At 63.3% G+C, this 16,332-nt stretch carries 13 protein-coding genes; 6 read left to right on the forward strand and 7 right to left on the reverse strand.

Annotated elements, in window-relative coordinates; genetic code table 11:
- Window positions 1-26 precede the first annotated feature (26 nt).
- Window positions 27-428, forward strand: coding sequence for a VOC family protein (locus C2L65_RS24155; protein WP_042308993.1), 402 nt, complete (start codon window positions 27-29; stop codon window positions 426-428).
- A 10-nt stretch (window positions 429-438) separates the two neighbouring features.
- Here C2L65_RS24155 and C2L65_RS24160 read toward each other — a convergent pair whose 3' ends face one another.
- From C2L65_RS24160 to gltA, 3 genes are all read right to left on the reverse strand, one after another.
- Window positions 439-1,182: a DUF2278 family protein gene (locus C2L65_RS24160; protein WP_042308995.1), complete on the reverse strand. Its 744-nt coding sequence runs from the start codon at window positions 1,180-1,182 to the stop codon at window positions 439-441.
- 43 nt (window positions 1,183-1,225) lie between these two features.
- Entirely contained in the window at window positions 1,226-3,505 is a 2,280-nt protein-coding gene (locus C2L65_RS24165) for an amylo-alpha-1,6-glucosidase (protein ID WP_042308997.1), read from the reverse strand.
- 1,185 nt (window positions 3,506-4,690) lie between these two features.
- Entirely contained in the window at window positions 4,691-5,992 is a 1,302-nt protein-coding gene (gene gltA / locus C2L65_RS24170) for a citrate synthase (RefSeq protein WP_042316901.1), read from the reverse strand.
- Window positions 5,993-6,399: 407 nt separating this feature from the next.
- On the opposite strand from gltA, the gene C2L65_RS24175 reads away from it, so the two are divergent.
- On the forward strand, window positions 6,400-6,801 hold the full coding sequence (locus tag C2L65_RS24175) for a hypothetical protein (protein WP_042316899.1): 402 nt from the start codon (window positions 6,400-6,402) through the stop codon (window positions 6,799-6,801).
- 15 nt (window positions 6,802-6,816) lie between these two features.
- Here C2L65_RS24175 and C2L65_RS24180 read toward each other — a convergent pair whose 3' ends face one another.
- From C2L65_RS24180 to C2L65_RS24190, 3 genes are all read right to left on the reverse strand, one after another.
- The gene (locus C2L65_RS24180; protein WP_042316906.1) at window positions 6,817-7,599 is read right to left on the reverse strand and encodes an alpha/beta fold hydrolase; all 783 of its coding nucleotides are present in this window, start codon (window positions 7,597-7,599) and stop codon (window positions 6,817-6,819) included.
- A 184-nt stretch (window positions 7,600-7,783) separates the two neighbouring features.
- On the reverse strand, window positions 7,784-8,836 hold the full coding sequence (mreB, locus tag C2L65_RS24185) for a rod shape-determining protein (protein WP_042316897.1): 1,053 nt from the start codon (window positions 8,834-8,836) through the stop codon (window positions 7,784-7,786).
- A 224-nt stretch (window positions 8,837-9,060) separates the two neighbouring features.
- Complete coding sequence (locus C2L65_RS24190; RefSeq protein ID WP_042316904.1) at window positions 9,061-9,720, reverse strand: alpha/beta hydrolase; 660 nt, start codon at window positions 9,718-9,720, stop codon at window positions 9,061-9,063.
- 283 nt (window positions 9,721-10,003) lie between these two features.
- Between C2L65_RS24190 and C2L65_RS24195 the strand changes: the two genes are divergently transcribed.
- Window positions 10,004-11,656 carry a DHA2 family efflux MFS transporter permease subunit gene (locus C2L65_RS24195; RefSeq protein ID WP_042316902.1) on the forward strand — a complete coding sequence of 551 codons (1,653 nt, stop codon included), beginning with the start codon at window positions 10,004-10,006 and terminating at the stop codon, window positions 11,654-11,656.
- Window positions 11,657-11,685: 29 nt separating this feature from the next.
- On the opposite strand, the gene C2L65_RS24200 is transcribed toward C2L65_RS24195, so the two are convergent.
- A complete protein-coding gene (locus C2L65_RS24200; RefSeq protein WP_042316894.1) occupies window positions 11,686-12,441 on the reverse strand; it encodes a helix-turn-helix transcriptional regulator in 756 nt (251 codons plus the stop codon).
- A gap of 181 nt (window positions 12,442-12,622) precedes the next feature.
- Here C2L65_RS24200 and C2L65_RS24205 point away from each other — a divergent pair, with 181 nt between their 5' ends.
- From C2L65_RS24205 to C2L65_RS24215, 3 genes are read left to right on the forward strand one after another with little or no spacing between them, the layout of a single operon-like run.
- Window positions 12,623-13,405: a PadR family transcriptional regulator gene (locus C2L65_RS24205; RefSeq protein WP_042316892.1), complete on the forward strand. Its 783-nt coding sequence runs from the start codon at window positions 12,623-12,625 to the stop codon at window positions 13,403-13,405.
- 34 nt (window positions 13,406-13,439) lie between these two features.
- Window positions 13,440-14,258: a siderophore-interacting protein gene (locus C2L65_RS24210; RefSeq protein ID WP_081921562.1), complete on the forward strand. Its 819-nt coding sequence runs from the start codon at window positions 13,440-13,442 to the stop codon at window positions 14,256-14,258.
- A gap of 25 nt (window positions 14,259-14,283) precedes the next feature.
- Window positions 14,284-15,540: an MFS transporter gene (locus C2L65_RS24215; protein WP_042316888.1), complete on the forward strand. Its 1,257-nt coding sequence runs from the start codon at window positions 14,284-14,286 to the stop codon at window positions 15,538-15,540.
- Window positions 15,541-16,332 lie beyond the last annotated feature (792 nt).

Below are 16,332 nucleotides of genomic sequence, written 5' to 3' on the forward strand. Positions count from 1 at the left end.
ATTCGCGTGGTTCACAGGAGACAGCCATGACAGGCATTACCGGAATCGATCATGTGGCCATCACCGTAGACGACCTGATGTCTACCTTCGCGTTCTATCGCGACCTGTTCGGCGCCGAGGTTGTCGCCGAACATAGCGTGGACGGCAACCTGCTCGTGCGACAGGTTGCATTGGGCGGCGCCGTGTTGAGCATTCATCAGCGCGGCAATAACGTACGGCTCGTGGCCGAACACCCGACGCCCGGCGCCGCCGATATCTGCTTTCGATGGAGCGGCACGATCGGCGAAGCACTCGATCTGCTGAAATCGAAGAACATTGCCGTTCTCGAAGGTCCGACGCCTCGAAAGACGGCAGACGGGAAGCCGGGTCACTCGATCTTCTCCAAGGACCCCGACGGCAATCTTCTGGAGTTGATGGCGGCCGACTGAAACGCAGACACTAGCCCAGAATCGGATGAGACGTGCCGGGAATCGGCCAGCCCCGGTTGTCGGTCGGCACGAGCTGGGTCTGAAACGCGACGAACAGCGCCTGAAAGCGCTCGTCCACCTCGACCATCACCGCGCCGTCCTGAAACGTGCCGTTTTCCGACGAATGATCTCTGACGCGGCTGCCCGGCTGCGGCTTCGGATTGCCCTGATTCATATGCGTTTCGTGCAAGCCGTCATGCTCGGGCTCGAACAGGAAGCCGAAGCCATACACGGTGACGTTCTTCGCGGGCTTCCAGCCGCGCCGCATGTCGTTGCCGCTCTTGCCCGGATACAGATAGTCGACGGGCGCCGCCGACATATCCAGTTGCAGCATGTCGTTGACGAGCGCGTTGATGTCGTTGTGCGCGTTCGCCGTATCGAGCGTGATGGGCCGCATGGTCGACAGATCGACGAGACGCGGATCATGCACGTAGTCGAGCTTCGGAAAGCCCGTCTGCGTGAGCCCCGGCGGCAGCTTCGCGAGATCGGCCACCATCGGGTGATCGAAGTACTGGCTCCACGAATACAGCACGTGATAGCCGGCGGGCCCCGTGAGCGAACTGTCCGATTTCACATTCGTGACGATCCTGAATTCGCCACCCGCCGGATCATCGACGACGATCACATAGTGCGGATCGCCCTTGTAGCCATCGAGAAAGGGCACGCCGAGCTTCAGCGCGCCCTTGAACACGACATAGACGTTCTGTTGCGGCATCTCGCGCTCCGTCGAAGGCCCACGGCCGATTGCAGCTATCGACTTACAGCAGCGCGATCACCCGCACATCGCCCTGCTCCGCCGACGCCACGACCTTGCCCGCCACGCGCCGGAACGTGATCGACACCGACGCGTCGCCGACGCGCAGATCGCCGATCTCGATCCAGTCGATGCCTTCGGGCAACATGGGCTGCTCGATCAGCACTTCGCGCTTTTGCGCGTCGATCGTCATGCCCAGACACGCTTCGAGCATCATGAACGGCGAGCCGGCCGCCCATGCCTGCGGCAGACACGCGACGGGGTACGCAGTGGGCGGTTCGCCGCGACGGCGCGGGAAGCCGCAAAACAGCTCGGGCAGACGCATGTCGAAGTTGACGGCCGCCTGGAAGAGCGCCTGCAGCAGACGCACGGCCGCCGCCTTCGCGCCATAGCGCGCGAGACCGCGCGCGCAGAGCGCGTTGTCATGCGGCCAGACCGAACCGTTGTGATACGCCATCGGGTTGAAGCGCGGCTGGCCCGCCGCCAGCGTGCGCACGCCCCAGCCCGTGTGGAACAGCGTCGATTCGAGCGCGCGCGCGACGGCCTCGCCGCGCTCGCGCGAAGGCAGCCCGAACGCGAGCAGATGGCCCGCGTTCGATGCGAGCACGCGGCACAGGTCGCCCTTGCCGTCGAGCGCGATGCCGTAGAAGTTCGAATCGTCCATCCAGTACTTGTCTTCGACGCACGCGCGGATCGCCGTGGCGCGCTGCGTGTAGCGCACCGCGTCGTCGGACTGGCCGCGCAGCATCGAGAAATGCGCCATTGTGTCGAAGGCGGCGCTCGCATAGGCCTGCACCTCGACGAGCGCGATCGGCCCTTCGGGGAAGCGTCCGTCCGCGTGGAAGACGGAGTCGTGACTGTCCTTCCAGCCCTGGTTCGCAAGCCCGCCGTCCGACGCGCGCTGATAATCGAGCAGCCCGTAGACATTGCGGTCGCATACGCCCGACACCCACTTCGCCGCGCGTTCGAGCGCGGGCCACAGTTCATCGACTAGTTGCGTGTCACCCGTGCGCGCCACGTAGGCACCCGCGAGCACGATGAAGAGCGGCGTCGTATCGACACCGCCGTAATACAGCGCGAACGGCACCTCGCCCGTCGCCGCCATTTCGCTGCGGCGCATTTCGTGCATGATCTTGCCGACAGCGGCATCGCGGAACGCGGAATCTTCCGTCGCCTGATGCTCGGCGAGAAACCGCAGCACGCCGCGCGCAAGGCCGGGTTGGAGCCACAACATCTGCAGCGACGTGATGACGGCATCGCGCCCGAATGGCGTCGAGAACCACGGAATGCCTGCATACGGATACGGCCCGCTGGCGAGATCTGTTGTGAGCAGATTCAGGTCCGCCTGCGAGCGGTCGATCCACGCATTGAACAACGGGTTGCTCGAACGCACGCGCGCCGACGCGCGGCGCCGCTCGCGCATCACCAGGTGGGCATCGACGAGCGCCGCGCGCACGGCAGTGCGGCCCACGCGAGGCCGCGCCGCGTCGACCTGCGAGACGTGCAGTTCAGTCACGGTATGCGTCGATTGCGGCACGTCGATATCGGGCGCGCCCTTGTGCGCCGCGACCTGCACGGCCACTGACAGATAAATCGACACGCAAGCCTGGGCCGGCAGGTTCACCGAATAATCGGCGCGGTCGGCAAGCAGCTTGTCGGGCATCGGCGAGAATGCGACGCGCACGTGGCGCGCCACGTCGTCGAGGCCGATGTAGCCGAGCAGCACCTCGTTCTTGTGTACGCGCGGCGTTTCGACCTTGCCCTGCTTTGCGCGCTTCAGGCCGCGCACTTCGAACATGTCGCGGAAGTCGCTGGCAAACGAGATGGACAGCGGGACGACAGCGTCTGTCGTGCCGTAATTGGTGAGTTCGATCGCTTCGTTCATGACCGTGCCCGACAGCACGCGCACGCGCTCGACGTGAATCACGCCCTCCGGCGTGCTGTTGCCGCCGAGCGGCGGCAGCGGACGGTTGGTCAGATGCGCGGTGAATGACGTGTTGTCGCTGCTGACGCTGCCCGACAGCAGCGACGGCGCGCGTCCGCCAAAGGTCAGACGCAGCTGCGACAGCACGCGGGTGTCGTTGACGAACAGGCCGTCGTCGTGGCCCGTGACGTCGCCGAGGGGATCGTTGACGATAAACGTGCCGCCGGACTTCAGCACGTGCTGGGTCGCGCTCGCGACGTTCAGGTTTTCAGGCGCGATGAACGCGCCGTCGTTCTCCTCGCCGCGATAGTCCACGCCGCCCTGATGGGACAACCCGCCGAGTGCTTCTGGATCCTGCATCAGCTTGCTCCTGTGCTAGTGGTGCTGGTGGCTTCGTTTCGGTGATTGTAGAAGGTTCGTGCCGTTACGACAGCGGATAGTGCCGCAGGTGCCACGATTCTTTGTGATTTTTTTCTTCGAAATGTCACAAAGCGGTTGCATGGCACGGGTCGTGCTGGTGGGTTTTCTCTGAATGCTTCAGCTATGGGAGTTTGGGGATTTGAGCTTCACCGACAGTGACTCGAATATTGGGTTAATTGATTCGAGCTCCTGTTGAAATGTATCCGGGGCTGGCGGTTTCGGCTCGCGTTTTCGGCTTGCGTTTGCGCTGGCATCCGCGGCTTGCGTTTGCGCTGGCATCCGCGATTTGTTAGCGTGCTTCACACGTCGCCCCTGTGCGGGGCGGCACCTACTTTTCTTTGCCGCCGCAAAGAAAAGTAGGCAAAAGAAAGCGGCTAACACCGCCAATCCTTGTGTTTGCCTGAGGGCCCCCACAGGGTCTTACGCTTCACACGGCAGCCTTTCTGTTTGCGCGCGTTGCCAACGCTTCGAATGATCGCCTCACCCGCTTCGAATACCCGTACTCGGGCTAGCGGCAGCGAATGGTTTCCGCCGCCCAGGTGGCAAACTGTGTGTAGGTTGTCGCGTCGTACAGCCTGGCGCTCTTACATGGTGGCATGCGTGCGCTATCGGTCCGGAGTGAGGCCTGTGCAGTACTACGGCCTACACACAGTTTGCCACCTGGGCGGCGGTGGACTATCTGGCACGGCATGATGCAGCGCGGGTGCGTGAAGCGGGTGAGGCGTATCGCAAGAGCGTTGGCAACGAACATGGGTCACGTGATTGCCGTGTGAAGCGTAAGACCCGTTGGGGGCCCTCAGGCAAACACAAGAATTAGCGGTGTTAGCCGCTTTCTTTTGCCTACTTTTCTTTGCGGCGGCAAAGAAAAGTAGGTGCCGCCCCGCACAGGGGCGACGCGTGAAGCACGCTAACGAATCGCGGATGCCAGCGAAAACGCAAGCCTCGGATGCCAGCGCAAACACAAGCAACAGATGCCCGCACAACCCCAAATCAGCCCCCCGTCGTAGACGAAAAAAAAGGCGCCACTCCCCTCATGCGGAAGCAGCGCCTGCGCTTTCACCCAACACCGCGGATAGCGGCATCCAAAAGCGATGCCTAAATAATGATAATGAAAATGAACAACCCTTACCGCTGCGCGATCGGCTTCGCCTCCCGCGCCGTCTCGCCAACGAACAATTGCCGCGGACGCCCAATCTTCTGCTCAGGATCAGCGATCATCTCATTCCACTGCGCGATCCAGCCCACAGTACGCGCAAGCGAGAAAATACAGGTAAACATCGCAGTCGGAATGCCCAGCGCACGCTGCACGATCCCCGAGTAGAAATCGACGTTCGGATACAGCTTGCGCGAAACGAAGTATTCGTCTTCCAACGCGATCTTCTCCAGCGCCATCGCGAGCTTGAACAGCGGGTCGTCATGCAGACCCAGTTCGTTCAGCACTTCGTGGCAAGTCTCACGCATCAGCTTGGCCCGCGGATCGTAGTTCTTGTACACGCGGTGACCGAAGCCCATCAGCTTCACGCCCGAGTTCTTGTCCTTCACCTGCTCGATGAACTTCGGAATGTTGTCGACGGAACCGATCTCTTCCAGCATGTTCAGCGCCGCTTCGTTCGCGCCGCCGTGCGCCGGGCCCCACAGACACGCGATCCCCGCCGCGATACACGCAAACGGATTCGCGCCCGACGAGCCCGCCAGACGAACCGTCGAAGTCGACGCATTCTGCTCGTGGTCCGCATGCAGAATCAGAATACGGTCCAGCGCGCGCACCAGCACTTCGTTGACCTTGTACTCCTCAGCCGGGTTCGAGAACATCATGTGCATGAAGTTCGCGCTGTACGACAGATCGTTGCGCGGATACACGAACGGCTGGCCGATCGAATACTTGTACGCCATTGCGACGAGCGTCGGCAGCTTGGCGATCATGCGGATCGCGGACACGTCGCGGTGCAGCGGGTCGGAGATATCGAGCGAGTCGTGATAGAACGCCGACAGCGCGCCGACTGCGGCGACGAGAATCGCCATCGGGTGCGCGTCGCGACGGAAGCCACGGAAGAAGAAGTGCATCTGCTCATGCACCATCGTGTGCTTCGTGACGGTGTCCTCGAATTCCTTCTTCTGCTGCAACGTGGGCAGTTCGCCTTTCAGCAGCAGATAGCACGTCTCGAGAAAGTCCGCGTTTTGCGCAAGGTTATCGATCGGATAGCCGCGATACAGCAGCTCGCCCTTGTCGCCGTCGATATACGTGATAGCCGAATTGCACGCCGCCGTCGACATGAAGCCCGGATCGTAAGTGAATTTGCCCGTTTGCCCGTACAGCTTGCGAATGTCGATCACATCCGGACCCAACGATCCTTTATAAACCGGCAGTTCAATCTTTTCGTCGCTATCGGAAAACGACAGCGTGGCTTTAGTCGTTGATACGTTCATCAGGGATTCCTTTCGACATTGCATTGCTCTGAACATGCGAGGCCGGATGTGCGGCGCCTCACGCGCACATCGAACAACAAACGTGCGCGCCGGCTAGTACGCGTTTTGCCGCACCCGGCAGCCGTCAGCATTTTAAGGCGCGCACGGCGTTTGATTGCATCCCTCGTGCGCAACAATCCATCTCGCACCAAGCAATACTCGACCAGCCGACAAGGCTTTGCATCGACAGGCAAATGAAAGTAAGCGCACCCGCAGCAACAATGTTTTGCTTCACGCAGGACGCCAAACCCAATCGCGTCTGAGATACTGAACCTGTGTTTAGCTTCCCCTGCAAACACAATGCTGTCTTGGACCCGCCATAGAAACGGCGGGTCTTTTTTAAAGTCAGACACAGGAATAACCACAAAATGAACATGAACCTCGACACGCTCTTTCCCGCGACCGAAGAAGCCGAAGACATCGTCGTCACGGCGCTGAACCACCAGGACATCGTGCTGGCGATGTCGGCCGCGCTCGCCTCGGAAAAAGTCGCCGTGCTGCACATGCTGTATCCGCGCACGGACGCGCGCACGCATCGCAGCCTCGACGAACTGGTCGACCGTCTACATGGACATGGCCTGCATCAGGTCGCGCGGCTCGTCTCGCAGGAAGCGCACTATCTCGTGTTCAAGGAACCTGCCAAGGCGTGGAAGGCGTTCAACGAAATCCGCCACGACTCGCTCGCAATCGGCGTGCATCTGTACTACTGCGGCCTGATCGGTGAAGGCGCCGAGCGCGCGCTCGATATCGACGCGCACGCCAAAGACTGACGCTTTAAAAGAAGCTCAACGCGTGCCTTGAATGAACGCGTCGACGAAACGGTTGAAGGCGGCAGGATGCGCGAGGTTCATGCCATGCGATGCGCCCATCACCGTTTCGCGCCGCGCGTCCGGCAGCCATGACGCGAGCGTTTCGGCCGCGCGCCGGAACATCAGCGGACTCTTCTCGCCGTCGATCAGCAGCACGGGGCACTTCACGTCGTTCGCGCTGTCGGGCGTATAAGCCGGCAGCGGATCGCGGAACTGGCGCGCGAGCGTATGCGCGTTGTCCGTCGCCATGCGCCGGAAGCCCGGCGTGCTCTTCGCCCAGAAACCCGGGCGGCTCACGGAATCGACGAACAGTTGCAGGCCCGCGTCGACCTCCCCTTCTTCGATCAGTTGCGCGGCACGCGCCCGCAGCGCATTGACCGTCTCCGGCAAACTCGCCGGCGCGCGTCCCGCAATCTGCAACGGCCCGCCGGGATCGGCGAGCGTCAGCGTCTTCACATGCTGAGCATGACGCCGCGCGAAGTGATACGCGACGCAGCCGCCGCGTGAATGACCCACGACATGCGCAGGCCCCGCGCCGAAGCGCTCGATGAACTGCGCGACTTCATCGGCATGATTGCTCCAGCTGAACGGGATCGTGGCGGGCGTTTCAACAGCGGGCCAGTAATGCGTGAGGCTCACGGCCACGCATCGATAACGCTTCGATAGACCCGCGAGTTGCGGCTCCCAATAACGGTAGTCGCACAGCGAACCATGCACGAAAAGCAGCAGTTCGCCGTCGCCCTGTTCGACGTACGGCATGCGCAAGCCGTTGGGCAATTCAATGGAAAGCGTGGATGAAGCGGAAGTCTGATTCACTGAGAGAGACAAATGAAAAGGCGCGCATTATCCATGATATGCGCGCCGTAAAGGCCTCATTGTCACATGACGCCGGCACTCACGCGCACCACAGAAAGCGCGCCGTAAGCAATGTCAAACGATTGCGTCAGTCGTACGCGCCTGTATCTAGCAGGCCTGCACTCGCTGCCGCACCGGCACCGCGCACGGCACACGTGAGCGGCTCGTCGGCGACGCGCACGTCGAGGCCCAGTTCATTGCTGAAATAACGCGCAAGATTGCCAAGCAGCGCGCCGCCGCCAGTCAGCACGATGCCTGCGTCCGCGATATCGGTGACGAGTTCGGGCGGCGCGTTTTCCAGCGCGGCCTTCACGGCGATCAGCACCTGGCGCAGCGGCGCGGCGATGGCGTCGACGACATCCTGCGTCGACAGCTCGACCGTGCGCGGCAGGCCGTCGTCGACGCCGCGTCCCGTCGCACGCATCGTATCCGGCGGCACGACGGCAAGCGCCGAGCCGATGGTCTTCTTCACATGCTCGGCCGTCTGCTCGCCGAGCAGCACGCCGAAGTTGTTGCGCACGTGCTTGATGATGGCGGCATCCAACTGATCGCCGCCGACGCGAATCGAGCCGCTGTACGCCGTGCCGCCCAGCGCGATCACGCCGATTTCCGTCGTGCCGCCGCCGATATCGACGACCATCGAGCCCGTCGCCGACGACACCGGCAAGCCCGCGCCAACGGCCGACGCGAGCGATTCATCGATCAGGTTCACCTTCCACGCACCCGCCGCAGCCGCCGCCTCGCGAATCGCGCGGCGCTCCACCTGGGTCGCGCCGGCCGGCACGCAGATCGTGAACGCGGCGCGACGCGCGAAGAACGGACGCGGACGGGCCATATCGACGAACTGCCGGATCATGTGCTCGGCGGCGGAGAAATTGGCGATCACGCCGTGGCGCATCGGCCGCACCGCTTCGAGGTTGAGGGGCACGCGGCCGAGCATCTGCTTGGCCTCGCTGCCGACCAGCGCAACGCGCTTGCGTCCCGCCGACTCCTGCTTGTCGAAGCACACCACGGACGGCTCGTTGAGCACAATGCCGCCGTCATCGGTATAGATCAGCGTATTGGCAGTGCCGAGATCGACCGCCACGGACGAGCGGAAAAGGCGTCCAAAAAGCGATGACTGCGCATTCGATCTGGCCATGTTCAGGCTCTTTTGAAAGAAGTGAGCTGCGTTGTACGCAGCGAAAACGTCAAACGTACGGCGCAGCGATGCTGCGCGTGCGTTCCTCGGAAACTTTTTCCGGCTATTGATCGCATATCGGCAGATGCCCGGCGAACTTTAGGAGAATGAATTCGAAAACGTCCTTACGGCCGCTTACATGCGGCCGTAAGACGTATCAAGCAGAGGATTGGTATGCGAAGGACTTAGCTGCGGGCGAGCGGCGCAAGCGCGCGCACGAGGGCCTCGCGGCTCAATGCGACGCCTTCACCGGAAATCGTGTGGCCGACGCCCGGCAGTGCGAACGCCTCGACGTCGAAGCCCGCGTCGTGCAGCGCGATGGCGGCACGTTCGGTTTCGTCGACAGAGATCACCGCGTCGTCTTCACCGTGGATCAGCGTCACGGGCGTGGCGCTCTTCGCGGTGACAGGCGACGCGAGCCGCCCCGAAAACGCGACCACCACGGCCGCGCCTTGTGGATTCGTCGCCACGTGATGCAGCGACATCATCGAGCCCTGCGAGAAGCCCACTAGCGCCAGTTGCCCATAGCCGAGGCCGTGATGCGCAAGCTCGGCGTCGAGCATCTTGTGCAGCGCGGGCCAAGCAGCTGCGACGCGTCCCGTACGGTTCTGCTCGTCGACATTGCGCAGGCTGAACCACTGACGCCCGCCGAAGCCGCCGTCGAACGGCTCGCTGCCGTCTAGCGACGTGAACGCAGTTTGCGGCAGCGCTTCGCGCCAGATGTCCGCGAGCGGCACGAGGTCCTGAGCATTGCTGCCGACGCCATGCAGCAGCACGACCAGCGAAGTCGCGGGTCCCGCGGCGGGTGCGAGCCGCCAGCCGTTGTCGAATTGTTCCCAGGCCATCGCCTTCATCCTTTCGTATTGCGCGGCGCGCACCGCGGGCATTGCGTCGCTGCCGAATCACGCATCGTACGCGCAGGCGGGAGCATACGACGCGTCCCGTATTTTTGCGTGGATTTCACGCAAAACGTCTGCGGCGCCCAACACCTGACATCGACGCGCGACACGGCACTGGACAACGCATTTCTGATTCGCTCTCCGCCTGCGCGTGAGCGCCTGGCCGATGCCGTTCGGCGCTTGCGACTATCATCGCCATGTTGCGCCGCGCGAGCATGCACGGCAACGCATGTCGCGCGACACCTCTTCACCGACGGAGACCCGCTTGAGCGAACCGAAACAACCCGACCCGTCGTCCACCCCGCCGTCCGCCCCTTCGAAGCCCGCCGGGCCGCCGGGCCCGCCCGCGCAGCCGCCGCTGCAGGGCGGCCAGCTGGTGCTCGCGACCTTCGCTGTCGCGCTGGCCACGTTCATGAACGTGCTGGACACCTCGATCGCCAACGTTGCGATTCCAACCATCTCGGGCAACCTCGGCGTATCCGTCGATGAAGGCACGTGGGTCATCACCGTGTTCGCTGCATCGAATGCCGTATCGATTCCGCTGACGGGCTGGTTCACGCAGCGCTTCGGGCAGATCAAGCTGTTCGTCGGCGCGATTCTCGGCTTCGTGATTGCATCGTGGCTGTGCGGCGTCGCGCCGTCGCTGCCCATTCTGCTGTTCGCGCGCGTGTTGCAGGGCGTCGTCGCGGGTCCGCTGATTCCGCTGTCGCAAGCCATTCTGCTCAGTTCGTGGCCGAAGGCAAAATCGTCGACGGCGCTCGCGCTATGGGCGATGACGGCGACCGTCGGCCCGATCGCGGGCCCGGCGCTCGGCGGTTGGATCACCGATAGTTACTCGTGGTCGTGGATCTTCTACATCAACATTCCCGTCGGCATTTTCGCGGCGGGCGCCACGTGGATGATCTACCGCACGCGCGAAACGCCGACCCGCAAGCTGCCCATCGACGTCGTCGGCCTCGGCTTGCTCGTCACGTGGGTCGCGTCGCTGCAGATCATGCTCGACAAGGGCAAGGATCTCGACTGGTTCGGCTCGCCCGTGATCGTCGCGCTTGCGGTCACGGCCGTTATCAGCTTCGCGTTCTTCCTGATCTGGGAGTTGACGGAGCCGAACCCGATCGTCGATCTGCGGCTCTTCACGCAGCGCAACTTCCTCGGCGGGACGATCGCGATTTCGGTCGCGTACGGCGTGTTCTTCGGCAACCTCGTGCTGTTGCCGCAATGGATGCAGGAGTACCTGAACTACCGTTCCGTCGACGCCGGTCTCGTGACCGCGCCGCTCGGCATCTTCGCGGTGATCCTCGCGCCCGTGATGGGCCGCGTACTGCCGCGCTCGGACGCGCGCATCATCGCGACGCTCGCGTTCGTCGGCTTCGCGATCGTGTTCTTCATGCGCTCGAACTACGTGGTCGAGATCGACACGTGGCATCTGGTGCTGCCCACCTTGCTGCAAGGCATCCCGATGGCGATGTTCTTCGTGCCGCTGACAGCCATCATTCTGTCGGGGCAGCCCGGCCCGAAGATCCCGGCGGCGGCGGGTCTGTCGAACTTCGTGCGTGTGTTTTGCGGCGCGGTCGGCACGTCGATCGCGGGTACGGCTTGGAACAGCCGCACGATCCTGCATCACGAGCGCCTGACCGAGCAGGCCAACGCGAACAACCCGGTATTTGCGCAGCAGATCGACAACACGCAGACGCTGTTGCACGTCAGCCCGTCGACGTCGAATGCGCTGTTCGATTTCACCGTGAACACGCAGGCCGCGATGATGGGGCTGAACGATATTTTCTATGCGTCGGCGATCATCTTCGTGCTGATCATTCCGCTCATCTGGATCACGCGGCCCGCGCGTGGCGGTGGTGGCGCGGATGCGTCGGGCGCGCATTGATCTCGCCGTCAGGAACAGCCGCTTGAAGCTCAGCGGAAGAAACGCGCGGGCGTCTCGCCCAGCGCGTCCTTGAACACCGCGATAAACGACGATACGTCGCTATAGCCGACCTCGAGCGCCACCTGCGTGACGCTCGCGCCGGCGCCAAGGCGCATCAGCGCCGTCAACAACCGCAGTTGCTGACGCCACTGGCCGAACGTCAGCCCCGTTTCCTTCGTGAAGAGGCGCGCCGCCGTGCGCGCGGTGATCGACGCCTGCTCGGCGAAATCGTCGAGCACGCCGGCGCGCGCCGGATCGGCAGCGAGCGCGTCGGCGATATGCCGCGCGCGCAGATCGCGCGGATACACCAGCGACAGCGCCACTTCCGTCAGCCGTGGCAGGCGGTCGGCGATCACAGCCAGCAGGCGAAGCTGTTCGGCATCGGCGGGTGCGGTCGCGTCGAATTCCGACGCCGCGCCGAGCAATTCATCCATCAGACCGTTCACGGCCACCACGCAGCAGCGCGCGGGCACGGGCAGCGCGTCCTCGTCGGCGTACAGGATGCGCACCACGACGGGCGTCGCCGACGACAGCCTGTGCAACACGCCCGGCAGCATCCAGACAGCGTGATGCGACGGCGCGACCCACAGCCCGTTTTCCGTATGGACTGCCAGCACGCCTTCCGCGACCTGCACGAACTGCGCACGGCGCATGCTCTGCCACGGCTGATCGAGCGCGTCGTGGCGCACGCCCAGCACGAAAGCCGAACGCGCGACAGAATCGGGATCGAGGGAAGCAGCACTCATTTGGACGTGTCCGTTTAGCCCTGTTGGGGACCGAAACCAATCAAGACTAGCATGCGGACGACTTGCATGCTTCATCGCAGTGCAACGTCGCGATCGGTCGAACAAATTCGAGATTTGGCTTGACGAACTATCTTTAGATATATATCTTACGATACATCTTAAGACATTCGGAGATGCCGACATGCGCCATCACCATCATCGTTTTTCCCGTGACTTCACCCGCGACGCCGACTTCGCCCGCGATCCCGCGTTCTTTGGCTTTTACGAACGCTTCCGGATGTTCAGAGACGCGATCGGCCGCCATCAGCGCGGCGGCGGCCGGCACGGCGGCCCGTTCGGCGGCGGCGCTGGCGGTCCGTTCGGAGGCGGCTTCGGCGGAGGATTCGGCGGCGAAGGCGACGGCTTCCCGCGCGGCCGCAAGTTCACGTCCGACGATCTGCAACTGCTGCTGCTCGCGCTGATCGACGAACAGCCGCGTCACGGCTACGAGCTGATCAAGGCGCTCGAAGCGCGCTCGAACGGCTTCTACACGCCGAGTCCCGGCATGGTCTACCCGGCGCTCACGTATCTGGAAGAACTCAGCTATGTGACCGTGCAGCTCGAAGGCAACCGCAAGCGCTACTCGCTCGCTGACGCAGGCCGCGAATACCTCGCCGCCAACCGCGAGCGCGCCGACCTGATGCTCGCCAAGCTCTCGCATATCGCCCGCAAGATGGACTCGGTGCGCCGCGCGTTCGCAGGCGAAGGCCAACAAGGCGAAGCAGGCGACGACGCGAGCGAATACGGCGGCTGGCTGCCGGAGTTCGTGCAGGCGCGTCGCGCGCTGAAACATGCACTGCTGTTGCGCGACAACGCATCGCCGGACGAGCAGCGGCGCATCGCGGCGATCCTCGCGCGCGCCACGGCCGAAATCGAAAGCAAGCCGCGCGAAAACGGCGGCAAACCGTCGGGCGAACCCGCTTGACGCGGTCGATCCAACGACATTGAGAGAACCCCTTATGCAAGCAACCCGAACCGATCTGACCGTGACGCGCGTGCGTCATCCGCTGAAATTCCGTCTGCTGCAAGTGAAGACCGTCGAGGCCGTCACGCCGCATCTGATCCGCGTGACGCTGACGGGCGACGATCTGCACGACTTCGTATCGGCATCCTTCGACGATCACCTGAAAGTATTCTTCCCCGCGCCCGGCGAAGACAAACCGACGCTGCCGGCAGCGGGCCCCGACGGCCCCGTGTTTCCCGCCGACCGCCCGCGCCCCGTCGCGCGCGATTTCACGCCGAAGCGTTTCGACCGCGACGCGCGCGAACTCGAGCTGGAGTTCGCGATGCACGAAGCCGGTCCCGCCGCCGAATGGGCGGCGCAGGCGAAGGCCGGGCAATACCTCGGCATCGGCGGGCCGCGCGGTTCGTTCGTGGTGCCGATGGGCTTCGACTGGCATCTGCTGATTGGCGACGATACCGCCCTGCCCGCCATCGGCCGGCGTCTCGCGGAACTGCCGCAAGGCGCGCGCGTCGCGGCCGTGATCGAAGTCGCCGATCCTTCCGCGCGCATCGAGTTCGATACGCAGACCGATCTGTATATCGAGTGGCGTTATCGCAGCGAAGGTGCGTATCGCGGTGCGGAGTTGCTGAAAGCGGTGCGCGAGACGTTCCTCCCAGACGGCGACGGCTACGTGTGGGCAGCGGGTGAAGCGGCAACGATGCGCGCGGTGCGCTCGCTGCTCGTCAATGAACGCGGCATCGACAAATCGCGCATCCGCGCGTCCGCCTACTGGAAACAGGGCGAGCAGGCCGTCCACGAAAATCTCGACGACTGACGCCTCAATCAAACGGAGCCATGCATTGCTCTCATTGAACGAATCACACGAGCGGCGCCTGCTGTGGCTGCTCGCGCTTACTCAGTTCACGATCATCATGGACTTCATGGTGATGATGCCGCTCGGCCCGCAGATCATGCATGCGTTCCAGATCTCGCCTGCCCGGTTCGCGACGGCCGTCTCGGCGTATTCGTGGTGTTCCGGACTGTCGGGCCTGCTGGCCGCCACGTATATCGACCGTTTCGACCGGCGGCGTCTGTTGCTTGCCATCTACGCGCTGTTCGCGCTGTCGAACCTCGGCTGCGCGCTCGCGCCGAACTTTCCGCTGCTGCTCGTGGCGCGCGCGTTCGCTGGCATTACCGGGGGCGTGCTTGCTTCCGTGGTGATGGCGATCGTCGGCGACGTGATTCCCGTCGCGCGGCGTGGCGCAGCGACGGGCACGATCATGACGGCCTTCTCGCTGGCGGCGATCGCGGGCGTGCCGGCGGGCGTGATGCTTGGCGCGCATTTCGGCTGGGCATCGCCGTTCGTGCTGCTCGTTGTGCTGTCCTGCGTGATCTGGATGGGCGGATGGCGCATGGTGCCGTCGTTGACCGAGCATCTGCAGAGACAGCGCGTGCCGCTCGCGCAGGTGTTGCCTGATCTGTGGCAGCTGTTTGCGAATCCGCGGCATCTGAATGCATTTGCGCTGACGTTCGTCGTGATGGTCGGGCACATGCTGGTGATTCCGTTCATCGCGCCTACGCTTGTCGCCAATCATGGTGTCGCGCCTGCGAATCTGTCGTGGCTGTATATGGCGGGCGGCGCCGCTACCTTCTTCACGTCGCGCCGGGTTGGCGCGCTCTCGGATCGCTTTGGCAAGAAGCGCGTGTTCCGCGTCGCTGCGTTGCTGTCGGTGTTGCCTGTGCTGTTCGTCACGCATCTGCCTGACCTGCCGTTTTATGCGTTGGTGTTGTTCTTTCCTGTGTTCATGGTCGCGTTGTCGTCGCGGATGGTGCCGATGCAGGCGCTGCTCACGACTGTTCCGGCACCGCAGACGCGTGGTGCGTTTCTTAGCGCGAACAGCGCGGTGCAGGCGATGGGCACGGGATGCGGTGCCTGGTTCGGCGGTTTGTTGCTGTCGACGACTGCGCAGGGGCAGATTGCCGGTTATGGCACGGTTGGATGGCTGGCGGCGGCTGCCGCCGTGCTCGCGTGTGTGTGGATTGGGCGTGTGAGTGGCGCTGGTGATGCCACTGCGGTGAAGCCTGCGGCGGGGGTTGAGGTGGTTGGCGAGGCGTGACGGGCCTTTTCGTGGTGGCCGTTTGCCCCTGGGCGGGGCGTGCTCTCGTTACGCGTTTGCGGCTGTTGTTCGCGGTTTGTCTTTGTGACTCATTCGGTGCGCCTGGGCGGGACGAACGGTTTGGGCGGGGCGAACGGTTTGGGCGGGGCGAACGGTTTGGTTGTTCCGCCCTTTGCGCGGGCATCCGCAATTCGTTAGCGTGCTTCAAGCGTCGCCCCTGTGCGGGGCGGCACCTACTTTTCTTTGCCGCCGCAAAGAAAAGTAGGCAAAAGAAAGCGGCTCACACCGCCAGCTTTTGTGTTTGCCTGAGGGCCCCCACAGGGTCTTACGCTTCACACGGCAATCACGTGACCCACATTCGTTGCCAGCGCTCTTGCACTGCGCATCACCCGCTTCATGCCCCCGCGTCGCCGCATGTCATGCCAGATATTCCACGGCCGCCCAGGTGGCAAACTGTGTGTAGGCCGTAGCACCTCACACGCCTCACTCCGGACCGATAGCCCACGGGTTCCACTCTGTAAGAGCGCCAGGCTATTCGACGCGACAACCTACACACAGTTTGCCACCTGGGCGGCATTAACCATTCGCTGACGCTAGCACGTGTACGGGAATTCGAAGCGGGTGAGGCGTTCATTCGAAGCGTTGGCAACGCACGCAAACAGAAAGGCTGCCGTGTGAAGCGTAAGACCCTGTGGGGGCCCTCAGGCAAACACTAGAACTGGCGGTGTGAGCCGCTTTCTTTTGCCTACTTTTCTTTGCGGCGGCAAAGAAAAGTAGGTGCCGCCCCGCACA

This window comes from Paraburkholderia terrae (assembly GCF_002902925.1).
In the GTDB taxonomy this organism is placed as follows: Bacteria; Pseudomonadota; Gammaproteobacteria; order Burkholderiales; family Burkholderiaceae; genus Paraburkholderia; species Paraburkholderia terrae.

What these genes read in the sequence shown, in the direction of transcription:
- gltA (WP_042316901.1), bottom strand. Translation starts at nt 5,992, where the DNA reads ATGAACGTATCAACGACTAAAGCCACGCTGTCGTTTTCCGATAGCGAC.
- C2L65_RS24165 (WP_042308997.1), bottom strand. Translation starts at nt 3,505, where the DNA reads ATGCAGGATCCAGAAGCACTCGGCGGGTTGTCCCATCAGGGCGGCGTG.
- C2L65_RS24155 (WP_042308993.1), top strand. Translation starts at nt 27, where the DNA reads ATGACAGGCATTACCGGAATCGATCATGTGGCCATCACCGTAGACGAC.
- C2L65_RS24160 (WP_042308995.1), bottom strand. Translation starts at nt 1,182, where the DNA reads ATGCCGCAACAGAACGTCTATGTCGTGTTCAAGGGCGCGCTGAAGCTC.
- C2L65_RS24210 (WP_081921562.1), top strand. Translation starts at nt 13,440, where the DNA reads ATGCAAGCAACCCGAACCGATCTGACCGTGACGCGCGTGCGTCATCCG.
- mreB (WP_042316897.1), bottom strand. Translation starts at nt 8,836, where the DNA reads ATGGCCAGATCGAATGCGCAGTCATCGCTTTTTGGACGCCTTTTCCGC.
- C2L65_RS24180 (WP_042316906.1), bottom strand. Translation starts at nt 7,599, where the DNA reads ATGCCGTACGTCGAACAGGGCGACGGCGAACTGCTGCTTTTCGTGCAT.
- C2L65_RS24205 (WP_042316892.1), top strand. Translation starts at nt 12,623, where the DNA reads ATGCGCCATCACCATCATCGTTTTTCCCGTGACTTCACCCGCGACGCC.
- C2L65_RS24175 (WP_042316899.1), top strand. Translation starts at nt 6,400, where the DNA reads ATGAACATGAACCTCGACACGCTCTTTCCCGCGACCGAAGAAGCCGAA.
- C2L65_RS24195 (WP_042316902.1), top strand. Translation starts at nt 10,004, where the DNA reads ATGTCGCGCGACACCTCTTCACCGACGGAGACCCGCTTGAGCGAACCG.
- C2L65_RS24200 (WP_042316894.1), bottom strand. Translation starts at nt 12,441, where the DNA reads ATGAGTGCTGCTTCCCTCGATCCCGATTCTGTCGCGCGTTCGGCTTTC.
- C2L65_RS24190 (WP_042316904.1), bottom strand. Translation starts at nt 9,720, where the DNA reads ATGGCCTGGGAACAATTCGACAACGGCTGGCGGCTCGCACCCGCCGCG.